This is a genomic window from Streptomyces canus (assembly GCF_041435015.1).
In the GTDB taxonomy this organism is placed as follows: domain Bacteria; phylum Actinomycetota; class Actinomycetes; order Streptomycetales; family Streptomycetaceae; genus Streptomyces; species Streptomyces canus_G.
The window spans coordinates 2,228,572-2,245,060 of record NZ_CP107989.1 but is presented as its reverse complement, the minus strand read 5'-3'; the positions used below and the strand labels follow the sequence as shown (position 1 = coordinate 2,245,060).

The window sequence follows — 16,489 nt, the reverse complement described above, 5'->3', positions numbered from 1 at the left end:
CCGGGGCGAGAAGTAGGCTGCTACCTCACGCCGCGTGCCCCCCGTCCACCGAGAACTCCGCACCGGTGACGTACGCCGCGTCCGCCAGATACGCCACCATCGACGCCACTTCCTCCGCCGTCCCGAACCGTCCCACCGCGGTCAACGCGGTCTGCCCCGCCGCGAACGGCCCGTCCGCCGGATTCATGTCGGTGTCCGTGGGCCCGGGATGCACGATGTTCGCCGTGATCCCCCGGGGCCCCAGCTCACGCGCGAGGGCCTTCGTCAGCCCGGTCAGCGCCGACTTGCTCGTCGCGTACAGGGTCCCGCCGGGACCCGGCACCCGCTGGGTCATACAGCTGCCGACCGTGATGATGCGCCCCCCGTCCGGCATCCGCGCGGCCGCCGCCTGAGAGGCCAGAAACACCCCGCGCACGTTGACGGCCAGCACCCGGTCGACCTCGGCGAGGGAGAGCTCGCCCAGCGGACCGAGCACCCCCACGCCCGCGTTGTTCACCAGCACATCCAGCCCACCGAGCGCCTCCGCCGTACGGAGAACCGCCCCCGCCGCCTCTTCGGCGTCCGCGGAGTCCGCCCGCAGGGCGACGGCCCGTCGGCCCAGGGCCTCGACCCGCCGTACGACGTCCGAGGCCGCCTCCTTGCCGTCCACGAACGTCAGGGCCACATCCGCGCCCTCCCGCGCCAGCCGCACCGCCGTAGCGGCACCGATCCCCCGGCTGCCCCCGGTGACGAGCGCGACCTTGCCGTGCAGAGTTCCGTAAGTCGTTGTCATACCGCCCATCCCACCGGCCCGGAGCGAGGACCGCTGGCGGCCAACGGACACGGACGTCGGCCATGCTGACGGTCCCACCGATGAGTTGTGGGGTCGTCCCGTACGGCGACGAGGACTGCGGCCGACCTCCTGGACCGCCGTACGTACGACATCTTCGCGGGGTTCCAGCCGAAGGTGGTCGACGGTTCCGGGACCACCGTGATCGGCGGCGACCCCGCCAACCGACGGCGTCACCCCGTCGGCCGACGGGAGCGGCTACGCCGCCCACTTCTCGGGCCCCTGGAAGCACTACGTCCTCCCGGAGGTCGGCCGCAGCCTCCTTCAGGAGAGGCCCTGCCTTCACCGCCTCGAACCTCGAAGTCGCGCCATGGGGGGCTGACGCGCGCACGACGTGCGTCACCACCTTGACAGGTGACGAAGGTGACGGCAGGCTGGTGGTCGTCCAAGGCGACAACCGGGACACCATCCACGATCGACGAAGTGGAGCACGGCCATGAACGAGGGGCTCACCACGGAAGCCGCCGAGGCGGCGGTGCGGCACGCGCGATTCGGCAGCCTCCCCGAGCGCATACGTTTCGACGACATGACCACCGAGGTCGAGGCCGCGCCGGCCGGCGGGGTGAGCGCGTCGTCGTGCGACCCCGAGGGCTCGTGGAAGTTCTCCTCGTGCCTCGCCCTGGACCTGGGGCTGTAGACCTCCGGCACGCTGCGGCCCGGCCTCGACTTCAGGTCAGTGGCCCGCCCCAGAGGGCGCCGGGGCCGGCCGTAACGAGGAACTCGGCGGCGCCGGCACCGCGACCAGTCCCGAGGAGTTCCTGGCCGCCGGCCGGCCCGGCTGTTTCCTCGGCGCCCTGCGCCGCGCCGCCACCCTCGGCACGATACGGCTGACCGGCATCATCATCACCGCCGAGATCACTCTGGCCCACGGCGGCGACGGTGAGTTCTCCCTCTCCGCGGTCCTCAATCCGTGCTCGGCGGTGTCGACCGGGCCACCGTCGAGCAACTCGTCCAGGCCGCCCACCTGATGTGCCCGTACTCCAAGGCCCAGCGCGACAACATGTCAGTGCGCGGGCACCGCCGGTGCGGTCTTCTTGCGTGCGCGGTACGCGGCGGCCTTGATCTTGTTGCCGCAGGACTCCATGCCGCACCACTGGCGCCGCATGCCCCGTGAGCGGTCGATGTAGACCCGGGTGCACTCGGGGTTGCCGCACTCCTTCATCAAGGGGACGTCCGGACCGCTGAGCAGCTCCACGGCCTGCCGGGCGACGGTCGCCAGTGCCTGCTCCGGCGTCGCATCGGTGTGCCGTCCGGCCAGGGTGAGCTGCGGCGTCACGGGAGGCTTGCGGGCGGCGGCGTTGACCACGGCGAGCGCCTCCCGGTCGAACTCCTCACTGAGACGGCGGTTCGTGACGAGCCGGTAGACGGCCTCGCGTACGCTCGTCGCCGCCCGGACATCGTCCTCCTCGCCGGGAGTGATCGTGTCCACCAGCCCAGACTCCAGGTACCAGGCATTAAGCCGCTCCGGCGTCGCGAGCATCTCGAACCGGGTCGAGCGCCGGGCCCGGAGGGTGGCCGCGAAATCGAGAGCCGGGTGTCCGCATACGAATACATGGTCGAGATTCACATCACCATCTTGACAGGTGACTCATATCGAGAGCAACGAGCGTCACCGCCTCGGACGGTTCTTACGGGTCGCGGCGGGCTAGAGATCGTACGAGACCTCCTTCTGGTCGCGTGCCGGTTCCGGGCAGAGCTCGCGGCCCGGCCGGCATCGGCGCGGCCATCGGTCGTGGCGCGCCACGACGATCGCGCCGGGGCCTGGGCCGAAGGCGGCTTCCAACTCGTCGCACCGGCCGGGGGAGAGGTGGTTGGTGGGTTCGCCGAGCAGCAGCAGGTGGGGTGGGCGAGCCACCGGGAGGATCAGCGCGAGCCACCGACGTCGCCCCACGGCCAGCTGTCGGACCGGTTTGATCCCGGCCGTCGGGCCGGACAATCGGCGGGCGGCTCCAGGCCGAACTGCCGAACTGCCTCGCCCCGCGACCCGAGGCGTGGGGGTGGGGTGCGCGGGGCGAGGGGCTGGGCGTTCAACGGACGTTGCCGACAGCGAACCGCCCGGCGCGCGCACGGAAACCGCGCGGCTGGACGTTCGCGAAACGCCGACAAGCGTCCCTGACCAGGGCAACACACGAATCGTGACCTGGCTCGTGCTGCTGGAGGGCTGGAGTGTCAGACCTCAGCAACCGAAGTTGATGAGATCGAACGTGGCGTAGTGGTCGGAGGTGTAGTAGTCCTCCTGGGTCTCCTCGCCGGTGACGACGCGGCGCGCGCCGCGGGTGGAGGAGCCCGGCGTGATCACGGTGTACTCGTGATAGTAGCCAGAGGACTGTGAGGGCAGGACGCCTTCCCGGTTCTGGAAGACAGCGCCGTCCTGGGAGTACGGGTAAGGGCCGCCCGCGTCGATCAGGTCGAGCGTGTCGTACGCCTGGGAGGGCAGGTCGCTGTAGCAGATGCTGCCGACCGCGGCGGCCGCCGGCGTAGCGGTGGCGACGGTGCCGCCGACGAGGAGAGCGGACAGGACGGCGGCTGCCGTACCGATGCGAGCGATTCGTGGGGGGAATCTCATGCCCACATGATGACGCGCGTAGACAGTGGCATGTCAATGACAACTCGGGAGATATTCCCGTCAAGTCCGAGGAGTTTTCGCGGAGTTAACGTGCGACCCGGAGTCGCCACGTCGTCCCCACAGCCCGGGGCGCGGTGCGACCGGCCGAAGGGCCGGCGGTGTTCAGCCGGACCTCCGGCTCTCGGCGGCGGCGAACAGCGCGAACGCCAGCACGATCAGGGCGACGTTCGCGTAGACCTCGTAACCGTCGAGGAAACCGATGCGCTGGACGAGGCCGATGTGCCAGTCGGTGAACTCGTGCAGCAGACCCATCGCGCCCTGCACCAGGGCGAAAAAGCCGAGCAGTTCCAGCAGTTGCTTCATGGAGGGACCCTCACCCCGGCGACCCCTCACGGACATCGGCCGCGGGGTCGGCCTTCTCGCGCGAAAGCATCAGGACCACGGGACCGCCCACGCCGAAAGTCTGCGATGTCGCGACTTTGGTCGCGGATGCTGTCCACGGACGGGTGCGGCGGGCCGGCGCTGCGTAGATTTGTCGACCGTGAGTGGTGACAAGACGGTTCCCGAACCTCCGGCCTTCCCCGGCCGACGCTGGTTGCTGCCGTCCGCGGTGATCCACGAGTTCGACCCGTCCGCCGTTCGGCCCGGACGTCGGCCCCGGCGTACCGCGCGCGACTGGATCGTCGACTTCTCCTGCTTCCTCCTGGCCGTCCTGATCGGCATGATCGCCGCGGACGCGCTGGGCGACAACCCCCATGTGTCGCACACCGCGGCCACCCTGGACCAGCTGCTCGGCGCCCTCGCCTGCGCCGCCGTGTGGCTGCGCCGCCGCTGGCCGCTCGGCCTCGCCCTGGCCACGATCCCGCTCGGGGTGCTTTCCGACACCGCCGGCGGCGCCTGCCTGATCGCCGTCTTCACCCTCGCCGTTCACCGCCCCTTCCGATACGTCGCCTGGGTGGCCGGCCTCAACATCGCCGCGGTCCCCCTTACCTTCCGACTGCGGCCCGACGCGGACCTGCCGTACCTCGTCTCGGTCGTCCTCACCGTGATCCTGGTCGCCGCGGTCGTCGGGTGGGGTCTGCTTGTACGGGCCAAACGGCAGCTCATGTTCAGCCTGCGTGACCGCGCACGGCGCGCGGAGACCGAGGCGCGACTGCGGGCCGAGCAGGCGCAGCGGCTCGCCCGCGAGGCCATCGCGCGCGAGATGCACGACGTCCTCGCGCACCGGCTGACGCTGCTGAGCGTCCACGCGGGTGCCCTGGAGTTCCGGCCGGACGCGCCCCAGGAGGAGGTCGCGCGGGCGGCCGGTGTCATCCGGGAGAGCGCGCACGAGGCGCTCCAGGATCTCAGGGAGATCATCGGGGTGCTGCGGGCGGCGGACGACGACACGGGTCGACCCCAGCCGACCCTCGCCGCGCTGGACGCACTGGTCGCCGAATCCCGCGAGGCCGGCATGAAGGTCATCCTCGACACTCGCGTGGCCGAGCCCGCCGCCGTGCCCGCGTCCGTGGGCCGCACCGCCTACCGCATCGCCCAGGAGAGCCTCACCAACGCCCGCAAGCACGCCCCCGGTACGGAGGTGACGGTCACCGTCGTCGGCGGCCCGGGCGAGGGCCTCGTCGTGACCGTGCGGAACCGGGCGCCCGAGGGTGAGGTGCCGCACGTCCCCGGCTCGGGACAGGGCCTGATCGGTCTCACCGAGCGCGCCACGCTCGCCGGCGGCCGACTGGAGTACGGGGCGGAGACGGACGGCGCCTTCGGGGTACGGGCGTGGCTGCCGTGGGGGTGACGTTCCCGGGTGTCGTCGGTGGTGCAACTCGCCCGGCCGCAAGGGTGATTGCGCCCTGCCTCCGCGTGATTACGTAGGCCCATGACTGTGATCAGAGTGCTTCTCGTCGACGACGACCCCCTCGTGCGGGCCGGTCTGTCCCTGATGATGGGCGGCGCCGAGGACATCGAGATCGTCGGAGAGGCGGCGGACGGCACCGAGGTCGAGGCGGCCGTGGACCGGACCCGCCCGGACGTCGTCCTCATGGACATCAGAATGCCGTCGGTGGACGGCCTCACGGCCACGGAACGGCTGCGCGGCCGCCCCGACGCCCCCCAGGTCGTCGTCCTGACCACCTTCCACGCCGACGAGCAGGTCCTGCGGGCCCTGCGCGCGGGCGCCGCCGGTTTCGTCCTCAAGGACACTCCGCCCGCCGAGATCCTCGCCGCCGTACGACGGGTCGCGGCCGGCGACCCGGTTCTGTCGCCCACCGTCACCCGCCAGCTGATGGAACACGCGGTCGGCTCCGCCGCCGACATCCGACGGGCACGCGCGCGTGAGCGCATCGCCGCCCTCAACGACCGCGAACGCGAGGTCGCAGTCGCCGTCGGCCAGGGCCTGTCCAACGCCGAGATCGCCGCCGCCCTCTACATGAGCGTCGCCACGGTCAAGACCCACGTCTCCCGCGTGCTGGCCAAGCTCGACCTGAACAACCGGGTGCAGATCGCGTTGTTGGCGTACGACGCGGGACTGCTGGAACAGTCCGCGGAATCCGAGCCGGACGGGCACTAGCCGCGGTCACCGGGCGTTGAGAGGGTGAAGGGGGAGTCCATGACCGAAGCAGTGATCGATCTCGGGGAGTACGGCGACGCGTTCCGCTTCGACCCGCACCCCGTGTACGCCGAGTTGCGCGGTCTCGGCCCCGTGCACCGGGTGCGACCGCCCGGCTCCGACGCCGACTACTCGACCTGGCTCGTCGTCGGGCACGAGGAGGCGCGCGCGGCACTCGCCGATCCGAGGCTGTCCAAGGACGGCCGCAGAATCGGCGCGGTGTTCCACGACGAGGAGCTGATCGGCCGCCATCTGCTGGGCAGCGACCCGCCCGAGCACACCCGGCTGCGGGGGCTCGTCTCCCGCGCCTTCACCATGCGCCGGGTCGAGCAACTGCGGCCCAGGATCCAGGAGATCACCGACGACCTCCTCGAGGCGATGCTGCCGCACGGCCGCGCCGACCTGGTGCAGTCCCTCGCCTACCCGCTGCCGATCACCGTCATCTGTGAGCTCCTCGGCGTACCCGAGATGGACCGCACGGAGTTCCGCAAGCTGTCCACGGAGGTCGTGGCACCCACCAGCCCGGAGAGTTCGTACGACGCCGTCCTGCGCCTCGGCGAGTACCTGACGGAGCTCATCGAGGACAAGCGGTGCGCCGGACCGAGCGACGACCTGCTCGGCGACCTCATCCGCACCACCGCCGAGGACGGCGACCGGCTCTCCCCGTCGGAACTGCGCGGCATGGCCTTCCTGCTGCTGATCGCGGGCCATGAAACCACGGTCAACCTCATCACCAACGGCGTGCACGCCCTGCTCACCCATCCGGACCAACTCGCCGCCCTGCGCGCCGACATGAGCCTCATCGACGGCGCGGTCGAGGAGACACTGCGCTACGAGGGCCCGGTGGAGAACGCGACGTTCCGGTACGCCGCCGAGCCCCTGGAGATAGCGGGACGGGCCATAGCCAAGGGCGACCCGGTGATGATCTGCCTGAGCGCGGCCGACCGCGACGACTCCCGTTACCCGGCACCGGACCGCTTCGACATCCGCCGCGACCCGCGCGGCCACCTCGCTTTCGGCCACGGCATCCACTACTGCCTGGGCGCCCCATTGGCCCGACTGGAAGCCCGCACGGCAATCCGGACCCTGCTGGACCGCGCCCCCGCCCTGGCGCTCGCCGGGCCCGCGGGGGAGTGGCTGCCGGGAATGCTGATCAGAGGAGTGCGGAGTTTGCCGGTGCGGTGGTAGGGCTTGGTGGGTTCGACGGGAGGGGCTCGGCTCGTTCGTGCGGGGACCTGACGGGGGCTGTTGGCGGGAGGTGGGTGGGCCCACGGGCGGGGCGTGTTCAGCTCGGCGGGTGACGGGGGCGAGGTCGGCCGGACGTACCGGGGACGGGTGGGTGACCGGGGCAGACCGGTGAGGCATGGCGGCGTGAGGTCGGTGGGGCGTGACGGGGTGACCTCGGCTGGGCCGGTGAGGCCGGGTCTGCTGGGCGGAACGAGTTCAGAACGCGGCCGCGCTCGCGCCGCCCGGGATCTCCGCCAGCCGCACGGCCCTGCGCTCGCGCCGGGACGTCTCGCACGCCTCGGCGACTCGTAGCGCCTGCAACGCCTCGCGCCCGTCACAGGGGTTCGCTCTCTCGCCCCGGACCACCTCGATGAACGCGGCCAGCTCGGCCTCGTAGGCCGGACCGAAGCGCTCCAGGAACCCCGTCCACGGCTTGTCCGCCGCGGGCGGCCCCGTGGGCTCGGTGGACGCGATGGGCGTACGGTCGTCCAGGCCCACCACGACCTGGTCCAGCTCCCCGGCGAGCTCCATGCGCACGTCGTACCCGGCCCCGTTGAGCCGTGTCGCGGTGGCCGTCGCGAGGGTGCCGTCGTCGAGGGTGAGCAGGGCGGCCGCGGTGTCGACGTCCCCCGCGGCCCGGAACATCGGCGGCCCGGCGTCGGACCCGGCGGCGTACACGTCGACGATCTCGTGCCCGGTCACCCAGCGCAGGATGTCGAAGTCGTGGATCAGGGTGTCCCGGTACAGCCCGCCGGACAGCGGCAGCCATTCGACCGGCGGCGGCGCCTGGTCGGAGGTCAGTGCCCGCACGGTGTGCAGCCGCCCGAGCCGTCCCGAGCGCACCGCCTCGCGCGCGCCCATGTAGCCCGCGTCGAAGCGGCGCTGGAAGCCCATCTGGAGAACCGTCCCTGCGGTCTCCACCTCGGCGATGGCGTGCAGCGTGCCGGGCAGGTCGAGTGCGATGGGCTTCTCGCAGAACACGGGCAGTCCCGAGCGCGCCGCCCGGCCGATCAGCTCGGCATGGGCCGAGGTCGCCGTAGTGATCACCACGGCGTCCACGCCCCACTTGAAGATCTCGTCGACCCCAGGGGCCGCGGTCTCCCCGAGGCGGTGCGCGAGCTCCTGGGCCCGTGCTCCGTCCGCGTCCGTGAGGATTAAGGAACCGACCTCCCGATGGCGGCTGAGCGTGTTCGCATGAATGGTGCCGATGCGGCCCGTCCCTATGACCCCGATGCGCATGTGAACAAAGTGTGGTCGAGAACCCCCTGCTGTCAATCTGTATGTCCGGACAATCTGACTACACGACTTCCCGTCAACAACGCGCGGAGCTACGCTCGGGCCCGTGCCGAAACCAGGAGTGGACCCGACCGTGACGCTCGAGCTCAGTGTGGACCGCAGCAGCCCGGTGCCGTTGTACTTCCAGCTGTCCCAGCAGTTGGAGGCCGCGATCGAGCACGGAACGCTCACTCCTGGCAGCCTGCTGGGCAACGAGATCGAGCTCGCCGCCCGGCTCGGCCTGTCCCGGCCCACCGTGCGCCAGGCCATCCAGTCGCTCGTCGACAAGGGCCTGCTGGTGCGGCGCCGCGGAGTCGGCACCCAGGTCGTGCACAGCCAGGTCAAGCGCCCCCTGGAGCTCAGCAGCCTCTACGACGACCTGGAGGCGGCCGGTCAGCGTCCCGCGACCAAGGTCCTCGTCAACACCGTCGTCTCCGCCACCGCCGAGATCGCCGCTGCCCTCGGCGTCGCCGAGGGCAGCGACGTACACCGGGTGGAACGCCTGCGCCTCGCGCACGGCGAGCCGATGGCGTACCTGTGCAACTACCTGCCCCCGGCCCTCCTCGACCTGGACACCGCCCAGCTGGAGGCCACCGGCCTGTACCGCATGATGCGCACCGCGGGAATCACCCTGCACAGCGCCCGCCAGTCCATCGGCGCGAGAGCGGCCACACAGGCGGAGGCGGAACGCCTCGCCGAGGAGGCGGGCGCCCCTTTGCTGACGATGCAGCGAGTGACCTTCGATGACACGGGGCGAGCGGTCGAGTACGGCACGCACACATATCGCCCAACTCGCTATTCATTTGAATTCCAGCTCTTGGTCCGGCCTTAAGGGGCGCGGGGAACTGCGCGATCAGCCCCGTATCAGCCGCAGCCGGCATGACTCGCGCACTCCCCCTTAGCTCCCCCGTTCGGCACCCAGCGTGAGCGTGCGGCAGAATCGGGGCCGATGAGCACCTACGGCAACTTCAGCGCCCCCATAGGCTCCCGCCGCGCCCCCGCCCTGCGGACCGTCGGCACGAGGGAACGCCGCTCACACCTGACCGCACCCCGCGTGCCGACGGTGGGCATCGACATCGGCGGCACCAAGGTCATGGCGGGTGTCGTCGACGCCGACGGCAACATCCTGGAGAAGGTCCGCACCGAGACGCCGGACAAGTCCAAGAGCCCCAAGGTCGTCGAGGACACCATCGTCGAGCTGGTCCTGGACCTGTCCGACCGCCACGACGTGCACGCGGTCGGTATCGGCGCGGCAGGCTGGGTCGACGCCGACCGCAACCGCGTGCTGTTCGCCCCCCACCTGTCCTGGCGCAACGAGCCGCTGCGCGACCGCATCGCCGGCCGCCTCGCGGTCCCCGTCCTGGTGGACAACGACGCGAACACCGCCGCCTGGGCCGAGTGGCGGTTCGGCGCGGGGCGTGGCGAGGACCACCTCGTCATGATCACGCTCGGCACCGGCATCGGCGGCGCGATCCTGGAGGACGGCCAGGTCAAGCGGGGCAAGTACGGCGTCGCCGGCGAGTTCGGTCACATGCAGGTCGTCCCCGGCGGCCACCGCTGCCCGTGCGGCAACCGCGGCTGCTGGGAGCAGTACAGCTCCGGCAACGCACTGGTCAGGGAGGCCAGGGAGCTGGCCGCCGCGGACTCCCCGGTGGCGTACGGGATCATCGAGCACGTCAAGGGCAACATCGCCGACATCACCGGTCCGATGATCACCGAGCTGGCCCGCGACGGCGACGCGATGTGCATCGAGCTGCTCCAGGACATCGGCCAGTGGCTCGGCGTCGGCATCGCGAACCTCGCGGCCGCCCTGGACCCGTCCTGCTTCGTCATCGGCGGCGGCGTCAGCGCGGCCGACGACCTGCTGATCGGCCCCGCGCGGGATGCCTTCAAGCGACAGCTCACCGGCCGCGGCTACCGCCCCGAGGCCCGCATCGCCCGCGCCCAGCTCGGCCCCGAGGCCGGCATGGTCGGCGCCGCCGACCTCGCACGCCTGGTCGCCCGCCGCTTCCGGCGTGCCAACCGGCGCCGGGTGGAGCGGCACGAGCGATACGAACGGTACGTGGAGGCCCGCCGTACGTCCCGGGACACCGCATGACGGCATCCCTGCCGCGCCAGGCCTCGGCGCCCCCCGGCGAGCCGGAGCGGCCCACCGAGGACCGCCGTCACATGATCCGCCGCCGGGCGATCACGCTGCTCATCATCGGTCTGCTCATCGGCGTCCCGGCCGGCTATCTGGTGATCTCCGCCAACCAGAGCCGCGACAGCGGCAAGGACAAGGAGGCGAAGTACTCGGCGACGGGCCTCACGCCCGACTGGCCGTCCAAGGTCCAGCGCCGCCTCTACCAGGTGCCGGTCCCGCACCCCGCGGACCTGGTCGCCTCCTACGAGACCAACAACTGGAAGACCAGCCGCCTCTACGTCCAGTTCCGGACGACCGACGCCGGTCTGGCCGCCTTCCTCACCGGCATGGGTGTCAGCCGCGCCGACCTGAAGAAGGGCGACATCTCGATCAGCGAACGCGACCAGAAGATCAGCGGTTGGCGGTTCGACGGACCGCGCTCCTGGTGGGGGCTGACCCACTCCCAGAAGGACCCGGCGCCCACGCAGGACGTCATGGTCAACCTGACCGTGCCGAACGCCCCGAAGGTGTACGTCGTCTCGCGCACGGTCCCCTGACCCGGCCGCCGGAGCCGATTGTCAGACCCCGCCCGTAGAGTCGAAGACGAGTGATCCGACATGCGGGCGGGAGGTGACAGGACGTATGAGCGACAGCGCCGTGGTGGCCGAGCGCACGGGCGAGCGGCAGGGGGCGGCCGTTCCCGTCCGGCTCGCAGCCGTCTTCCTGCCCGCACCACTTCCCCGAGAGGGGCGGATCGCCTTCTGGGATCCCCAGGGCGCGCCCCTGCCGGCCGAGAGTCCCGAAGCCGAGGCCGACGCCTCTTCGCTCGAGCGCACCGAGCTCACGGTCGTAGGACCGCACGGAGCGGGAGTCCGACGTCGCACTGCCCCCGCCCTCTCCCTCCCGGTCGGCGCGGCCCTTCCGCTGCTCGTCCGGGCCCGCCGCGATCCCGCCGCCCATCCCGCCACGGCCTGCTGGGGCGCGGCCGCCCTGCACGCGCTGCGGCTGACGGCCCGCGGCCGTCTGCTGCCCGGACTCACCGCCACCGGCCACGACGCCTGGCGGGCCGGACCGCTGGACCCGGACGACATCGCCCACCTCCGCGCCGTCGCGGCCGCCCTGCCCCACGAGGGCCACGCGGTTCCGCTGCCCGGCCCCGGCCCGCTCCGGCTGCCGGAACCGGAAGCACTGATGCGCTCCTTCCTGGACGCCGTCGCCGACACCCTGCCCCGCACCCCCGCCGCACCGTTCGCCTCCGGCAAACCCTTCGCGGCCCGCGCACCGCAGCGGCTGCCGCATGCCCACGACTGGGCCGCGGAGGTCGCCGCCGGCATGGACGCGGGCGTGCGGATCTCACTCCGCCTGGACCTGTCGGCGTACAACCTGTTCAACGCCGACGCCGACGGCGCGCGCAGCGCGGGCGCCGCGATCGTCCAGGTGCACAGCCTCGCCGACCCGACCCTCGTGGCCGACGCGGCGGCCCTGTGGGCGGGGGACGCCGACGCCGTCTTCGGTCCACGCGCACGCGTCGACGCGGCCCTCGCGGTGCGGCGCGCCGCCCGGGTGTGGCCGCCCCTGGACCGGCTCTCCGAGCAGGACGTGCCCGATGTACTGGCCCTGTCCGACGAGGAGTTGGGCGATCTTCTCGGCGTGGCGGCGCCCCGGCTCGCGGCTGCCGGGGTCGCGGTGCACTGGCCGCGGGATCTGGCGCAGGACCTCACCGCGGCGGCGGTGGTACGACCGGCGCCGGGCTCGGCGACCGACGGCACCGGCTTCTTCGAGAGCGAGGAACTCCTCCAGTTCCGCTGGCAGTTGGCGCTCGGCGGCGACCCGCTCAGCGAGGCCGAGATGGACGCGCTGGCCGAGGCCCACCGCCCCGTCGTACGCCTCAGGGACCAGTGGGTGCTGGTCGACCCCGCCCTCGTCCGCAAGGCACGCAAGCGTGAACTGGGCCTGCTCGACCCGGTCGACGCGCTCTCCGTCGCCCTCACCGGCAGCGCCGAGGTCGACGGCGAGACGGTGGAGGCGGTCCCGGTCGGCGCGCTCGCCGCCCTGCGCGACCGCCTGACGACCGGAGTCCACCCCGCCGAACCGCCCGCGGGCCTGCACGCCACCCTCCGCGACTACCAACTCCGCGGCCTGGCCTGGCTGGACCTCATGACGTCCCTGGGCCTCGGCGGCTGCCTCGCCGACGACATGGGACTCGGCAAGACGATCACCGTCATCGCCCTGCACCTGCGCCGGGCACGCCGCGAGCCGACCCTCGTCGTCTGCCCGGCCTCGCTCCTGGGCAACTGGCAGCGGGAGATCACCCGGTTCGCGCCCGGTGTCCCCGTCCGCCGCTTCCACGGCACCGACCGCAGCCTGGACGACCTCGACGGCGGTTTCGTCCTCACCACGTACGGCACCATGCGGGCGGCGGCCGCGAGGCTGGCCGAGCAGCGCTGGGGCATGGTCGTGGCGGACGAGGCCCAGCATGTGAAGAACCCGTACTCGGCGACCGCGAAGGCCCTGCGCACGATCCCGTCGCCCGCGCGCGTGGCCCTGACCGGCACACCGGTCGAGAACAACCTCTCCGAACTGTGGGCACTGCTCGACTGGACGACCCCCGGGCTCCTCGGCCCCCTGAAGTCCTTCCGCGCCCGGCACGCGCGCGCGGTGGAGAACGGCGAGGACGAGGAGGCGGTGACCAGGCTGGCGAGGCTGGTGCGGCCCTTCCTCCTGCGCCGCAAGAAGTCCGATCCCGGCATCGTCCCCGAGCTGCCGCCCAAGACGGAGACGGACCATCCGGTCCCCCTCACACGCGAACAGGCCTCGCTGTACGAGGCGGTGGTGCGCGAGTCGATGCTGGCGATCGAGACGTCGCAGGGCATCGCGCGCAGGGGCCTGGTGCTGAAGTTGCTGGGAGCGCTGAAGCAGATCTGCGACCACCCCGCGCTGTATCTGAAGGAGGAGGTCCTGCCGACGGCCGGCGAGCGGCTGGTCGCCCGATCGGGCAAACTGGCCCTGCTGGACGAGCTGTTGGACACCCTGCTGGCCGAGGACGGCTCCGCGCTCGTCTTCACGCAGTACGTGGGGATGGCCCGTCTGATCGCCGCCCACCTCGCTGCCCGCGCGGTCCCGGTGGACCTGCTGCACGGGGGGACGCCGGTGCCGGAGCGGGAGCGCATGGTGGACCGCTTCCAGAGCGGCGCGATTCCGGTCCTCGTCCTGTCGTTGCGGGCGGCGGGCACCGGCCTCAACCTCACCCGCGCGGGCCACGTCGTCCACTTCGACCGCTGGTGGAACCCGGCCGTCGAGGAACAGGCCACCGACCGCGCCTACCGCATCGGCCAGACCCAGCCCGTCCAGGTCCACCGCCTCATCACCGAGGGCACCGTGGAGGACCGCATCGCCGAGATGCTCGAGTCCAAGCGCGCCCTCGCCGACGCGATCCTCGGCTCCGGCGAGTCCGCCCTCACGGAACTCACCGACCGCGACCTGTCCGACCTGGTCTCCCTCCGGAGGCCGTCATGACCCCCGGCCCCGCCGACGAGGCCCGCCGTGCCCTGCGGGCGGCACGGGAGCGGGCGAGCCGGGAGGGGACGGAGGATGCGGGCGGGCAGACGGTCGCCGGTGCGGACGGCGGGGAAACGCAGGAGGCGAGCGGCTCTGCGGCGCAGGGTACGGGGGGCCTCCTCGCTGTCGAGGGGGTCGGTAGTTTCACGGTGCGGGGCGCGGGGGGCATCGAGGGCGAGGGGGGCGACCGTCCTGCGGTGAAGGACGCCGGTGGCTTCGCGGCAGAAGGGGCGAACCGCTCGACGGCCGAGGGCGCGGCTCACCGGGCGAACGCGGATCCCGATGAGCCGGGGAGACCTGGCGGGCAGGACACGGAGGGCGCGGCGCCAGAGAACGCCGAGCCCGACCCGGCCCCGCCCGAGTCTCGGCCAGGTGACGCGGCCCGCGCGGCGCTACGGGGAGCCGTCGCGGCCCGGCGTGCCCCGAGTGCGGATACGGAAGTCGACGACTCAGGTGGGCTCGACGCGGGCGCACCCTCCGCGGCTTCCGCCGACTCCCTGGGTGCGGAAACGCAACAAGTCGCCGAGTCGGCTCCGGCTGCCCCGGCTGTCCACGACGCCGCGCCCGGGAGTCCCCAGGCGCGCCCCGCGGATGCCGCCCGCGAAGCGCTGCGTGAGGCACGCAAGAGGCGGGCGGCCGCCGAGGCCGCACTCGCGGGTCGGTCGCGTCGTACGGCCCCGACCGCATCCCGGGACCGAAGCCCCGCACCGCGTCCAGCCGCCGGCGCCCGGGCGCGTGATGTACAGGAGTTGCTGGCCGACGCGTTCCGGATGCCCGACGACGTGGACCTGCCGGGGGAGGACCCCGAGGATCCCGAGGACAACGACGGTATGCGGCAAGGGAGTTCCGTTCCACGGCCACCCGCTGCCGACGACAGCGCTCCGAGCACCGGCAACCGAATCGGCACGGCTGCGTCGGGCCCGCCCGGCGACGCCCCCACGGACACCGGCGCCGACGAGAGCAGGCTCCTCCCGGCACCCGCTTCCGCGCCAACTCCGGCCTCCCCACACCGCCCCCACTCCATGGCCGCCCCCAACCGGGACAACGACCTGCGTCGCACCTTCCCCGCCTTCCCTCCCCGGACTTCCGAGGACGCCCGGTTCGCCGCCACCTGGTGGGGCAACGCCTGGGTCTCCGCGCTGGAGGAGGGCGCGCTGGACGCCAAGCGGCTTGCGCGGGGCCGGAGTTATGCCGAGCAGGGGCATGTGGACGCGATCACCGTGACGCCGGGGCTGGTGCTCGCCTATGTGCAGGGGAGCCGCCCGCGGCCGTACCGCGTGCAGGTGCGGTTGCGGACGCTCGGCGACGTCGACTGGGACCGGTTCCTGGACCTCGCCGCCGACCGGACCGGACACATCGCCGCACTCCTCGACAGGGAGATGCCTCAGGCGCTGGCCGAGTGCGGAGTGCCGTTGCTCCCCGGTCCGGGCGATCTCGAACCGCAGTGCAGCTGCCCCGACCGCGGTCACCCCTGCAAGCACGCCGCCGCCCTCTGCTACCAGACGGCACGCCTGCTCGACGCCGATCCCTTCGTCCTGCTCCTGCTGCGAGGCCGGGGCGAACGTGAACTGCTCGACGCCCTGTCCCGTCTCAGCGCCGCCCGCGCGGCCCGTGCCGCCCAGGAACAGAAACCGACGCCACTGCCCGGCGTACGGGCCAGTGAAGCCCTCGCGTCCCGCCGACTCCCGCCGCTTCCGGCCCCGTTGCCCGCCCCCGCGCATCCCGAGCAGCCCCCGGCCTACCCCGCGTCCCCGGGCGGCCCCGACCCCTTCGCCCTGGACCAGCTGGCCACCGACGCCGCCGCCCGCGCCCACGCTCTGCTCGGCACCGGCCGCGACCCGGTGGGCGAACTCACCCTGTGGCAGGACGCGGTACGCCTTGCCGCCGCACGCCCCGGTTCCGGCCTCACCGCCGGCACCCGAGCGCTCTACGCCTCCCTCGCCGCCGCCACCGACCGCACCCCGGCCGATCTGGCCCGCGCGGTCGCCGCCTGGAGGCAGGGCGGGATCGAAGGACTCGCCGTCCTCGAAGAACCCTGGGACCCCCCTGCCGGCCGCTTCGACCGCGCCCGTCCCCTCCTCCTCGCCGCCGACCTCCCCGCCTTCCGCCCCTGGCACAACCACCTCACCCATCCCCGCGGCCACATCCAGCTCCGCCTCGGCCGCGACGGCCTGTGGTACGCCTACGAGTCCGAACCGGGCCACGACGACTGGTGGCCCCGCGGCACCCCCGACCTGGACCCGGTCGGCGCCCTCACGGGCCTAGGCACACCGACCGACCTCTGACCCGCCTGACGCCCATGTCCCAGTCCCC

The 16,489-nt window shown here is 72.5% G+C and carries 15 protein-coding genes and 1 pseudogene; 9 read left to right on the top strand and 7 right to left on the bottom strand.

Translation table 11 applies throughout. The annotated features are described in order from the left end of the window. Positions 1-25: 25 nt before the first annotated feature. On the bottom strand, positions 26-781 hold the full coding sequence (locus OG841_RS10030) for an SDR family NAD(P)-dependent oxidoreductase (protein WP_328641745.1): 756 nt from the start codon (positions 779-781) through the stop codon (positions 26-28). Between the two features lie 484 nt (positions 782-1,265). Here OG841_RS10030 and OG841_RS10025 point away from each other — a divergent pair, with 484 nt between their 5' ends. Next, a complete protein-coding gene (locus OG841_RS10025) occupies positions 1,266-1,466 on the top strand; it encodes a hypothetical protein (RefSeq protein ID WP_371564510.1) in 201 nt (66 codons plus the stop codon). A gap of 31 nt (positions 1,467-1,497) precedes the next feature. Here OG841_RS10025 and OG841_RS10020 read toward each other — a convergent pair whose 3' ends face one another. The 5 genes and pseudogenes from OG841_RS10020 to OG841_RS10000 all read right to left on the bottom strand — a co-directional run bounded on the left by OG841_RS10020 (position 1,498) and on the right by OG841_RS10000 (position 3,758). Further along, on the bottom strand, positions 1,498-1,698 hold the full coding sequence (locus OG841_RS10020) for a hypothetical protein (protein WP_328641747.1): 201 nt from the start codon (positions 1,696-1,698) through the stop codon (positions 1,498-1,500). 134 nt (positions 1,699-1,832) lie between these two features. After that, entirely contained in the window at positions 1,833-2,396 is a 564-nt protein-coding gene (locus tag OG841_RS10015; protein ID WP_328641748.1) for a CGNR zinc finger domain-containing protein, read from the bottom strand. 78 nt (positions 2,397-2,474) lie between these two features. After that, a pseudogene (locus tag OG841_RS10010) lies at positions 2,475-2,741 on the bottom strand (ABC transporter ATP-binding protein); the annotation flags it as partial. 264 nt (positions 2,742-3,005) lie between these two features. Beyond that, a complete protein-coding gene (locus OG841_RS10005) occupies positions 3,006-3,395 on the bottom strand; it encodes a ribonuclease domain-containing protein (RefSeq protein WP_328641749.1) in 390 nt (129 codons plus the stop codon). Between the two features lie 162 nt (positions 3,396-3,557). Beyond that, positions 3,558-3,758 (bottom strand): hypothetical protein, encoded by a 201-nt coding sequence (locus tag OG841_RS10000; protein WP_328641750.1) that lies wholly within the window; start codon positions 3,756-3,758, stop codon positions 3,558-3,560. Between the two features lie 169 nt (positions 3,759-3,927). Between OG841_RS10000 and OG841_RS09995 the strand changes: the two genes are divergently transcribed. From OG841_RS09995 to OG841_RS09985, 3 genes are all read left to right on the top strand, one after another. Beyond that, on the top strand, positions 3,928-5,184 hold the full coding sequence (locus tag OG841_RS09995) for a sensor histidine kinase (protein WP_365118989.1): 1,257 nt from the start codon (positions 3,928-3,930) through the stop codon (positions 5,182-5,184). 81 nt (positions 5,185-5,265) lie between these two features. After that, positions 5,266-5,955 (top strand): response regulator transcription factor, encoded by a 690-nt coding sequence (locus tag OG841_RS09990; protein ID WP_328641752.1) that lies wholly within the window; start codon positions 5,266-5,268, stop codon positions 5,953-5,955. A 39-nt stretch (positions 5,956-5,994) separates the two neighbouring features. After that, entirely contained in the window at positions 5,995-7,182 is a 1,188-nt protein-coding gene (locus OG841_RS09985) for a cytochrome P450 family protein (protein ID WP_328641753.1), read from the top strand. A gap of 255 nt (positions 7,183-7,437) precedes the next feature. Here OG841_RS09985 and OG841_RS09980 read toward each other — a convergent pair whose 3' ends face one another. Continuing rightward, the gene (locus tag OG841_RS09980; protein WP_328641754.1) at positions 7,438-8,460 is read right to left on the bottom strand and encodes a Gfo/Idh/MocA family protein; all 1,023 of its coding nucleotides are present in this window, start codon (positions 8,458-8,460) and stop codon (positions 7,438-7,440) included. 130 nt (positions 8,461-8,590) lie between these two features. On the opposite strand from OG841_RS09980, the gene OG841_RS09975 reads away from it, so the two are divergent. From OG841_RS09975 to OG841_RS09955, 5 genes are all read left to right on the top strand, one after another. Next, positions 8,591-9,328: a GntR family transcriptional regulator gene (locus OG841_RS09975; protein ID WP_328643695.1), complete on the top strand. Its 738-nt coding sequence runs from the start codon at positions 8,591-8,593 to the stop codon at positions 9,326-9,328. Positions 9,329-9,445: 117 nt separating this feature from the next. Further along, positions 9,446-10,594 (top strand): ROK family glucokinase, encoded by a 1,149-nt coding sequence (locus OG841_RS09970; RefSeq protein ID WP_031051879.1) that lies wholly within the window; start codon positions 9,446-9,448, stop codon positions 10,592-10,594. Continuing rightward, on the top strand, positions 10,591-11,175 hold the full coding sequence (locus OG841_RS09965) for a sugar kinase (protein ID WP_371564503.1): 585 nt from the start codon (positions 10,591-10,593) through the stop codon (positions 11,173-11,175). Before OG841_RS09970 ends, OG841_RS09965 begins: the two co-directional genes overlap by 4 nt. Before the next feature lie 85 nt (positions 11,176-11,260). Next, positions 11,261-14,134, top strand: a complete 2,874-nt coding sequence (locus OG841_RS09960) for an SNF2-related protein (RefSeq protein WP_371564501.1) — start codon at positions 11,261-11,263, stop codon at positions 14,132-14,134. After that, a complete protein-coding gene (locus tag OG841_RS09955; RefSeq protein WP_371564499.1) occupies positions 14,131-16,461 on the top strand; it encodes an SWIM zinc finger family protein in 2,331 nt (776 codons plus the stop codon). The genes OG841_RS09960 and OG841_RS09955 overlap by 4 nt, the downstream gene beginning before the upstream one ends. Positions 16,462-16,489: the final 28 nt, after the last annotated feature.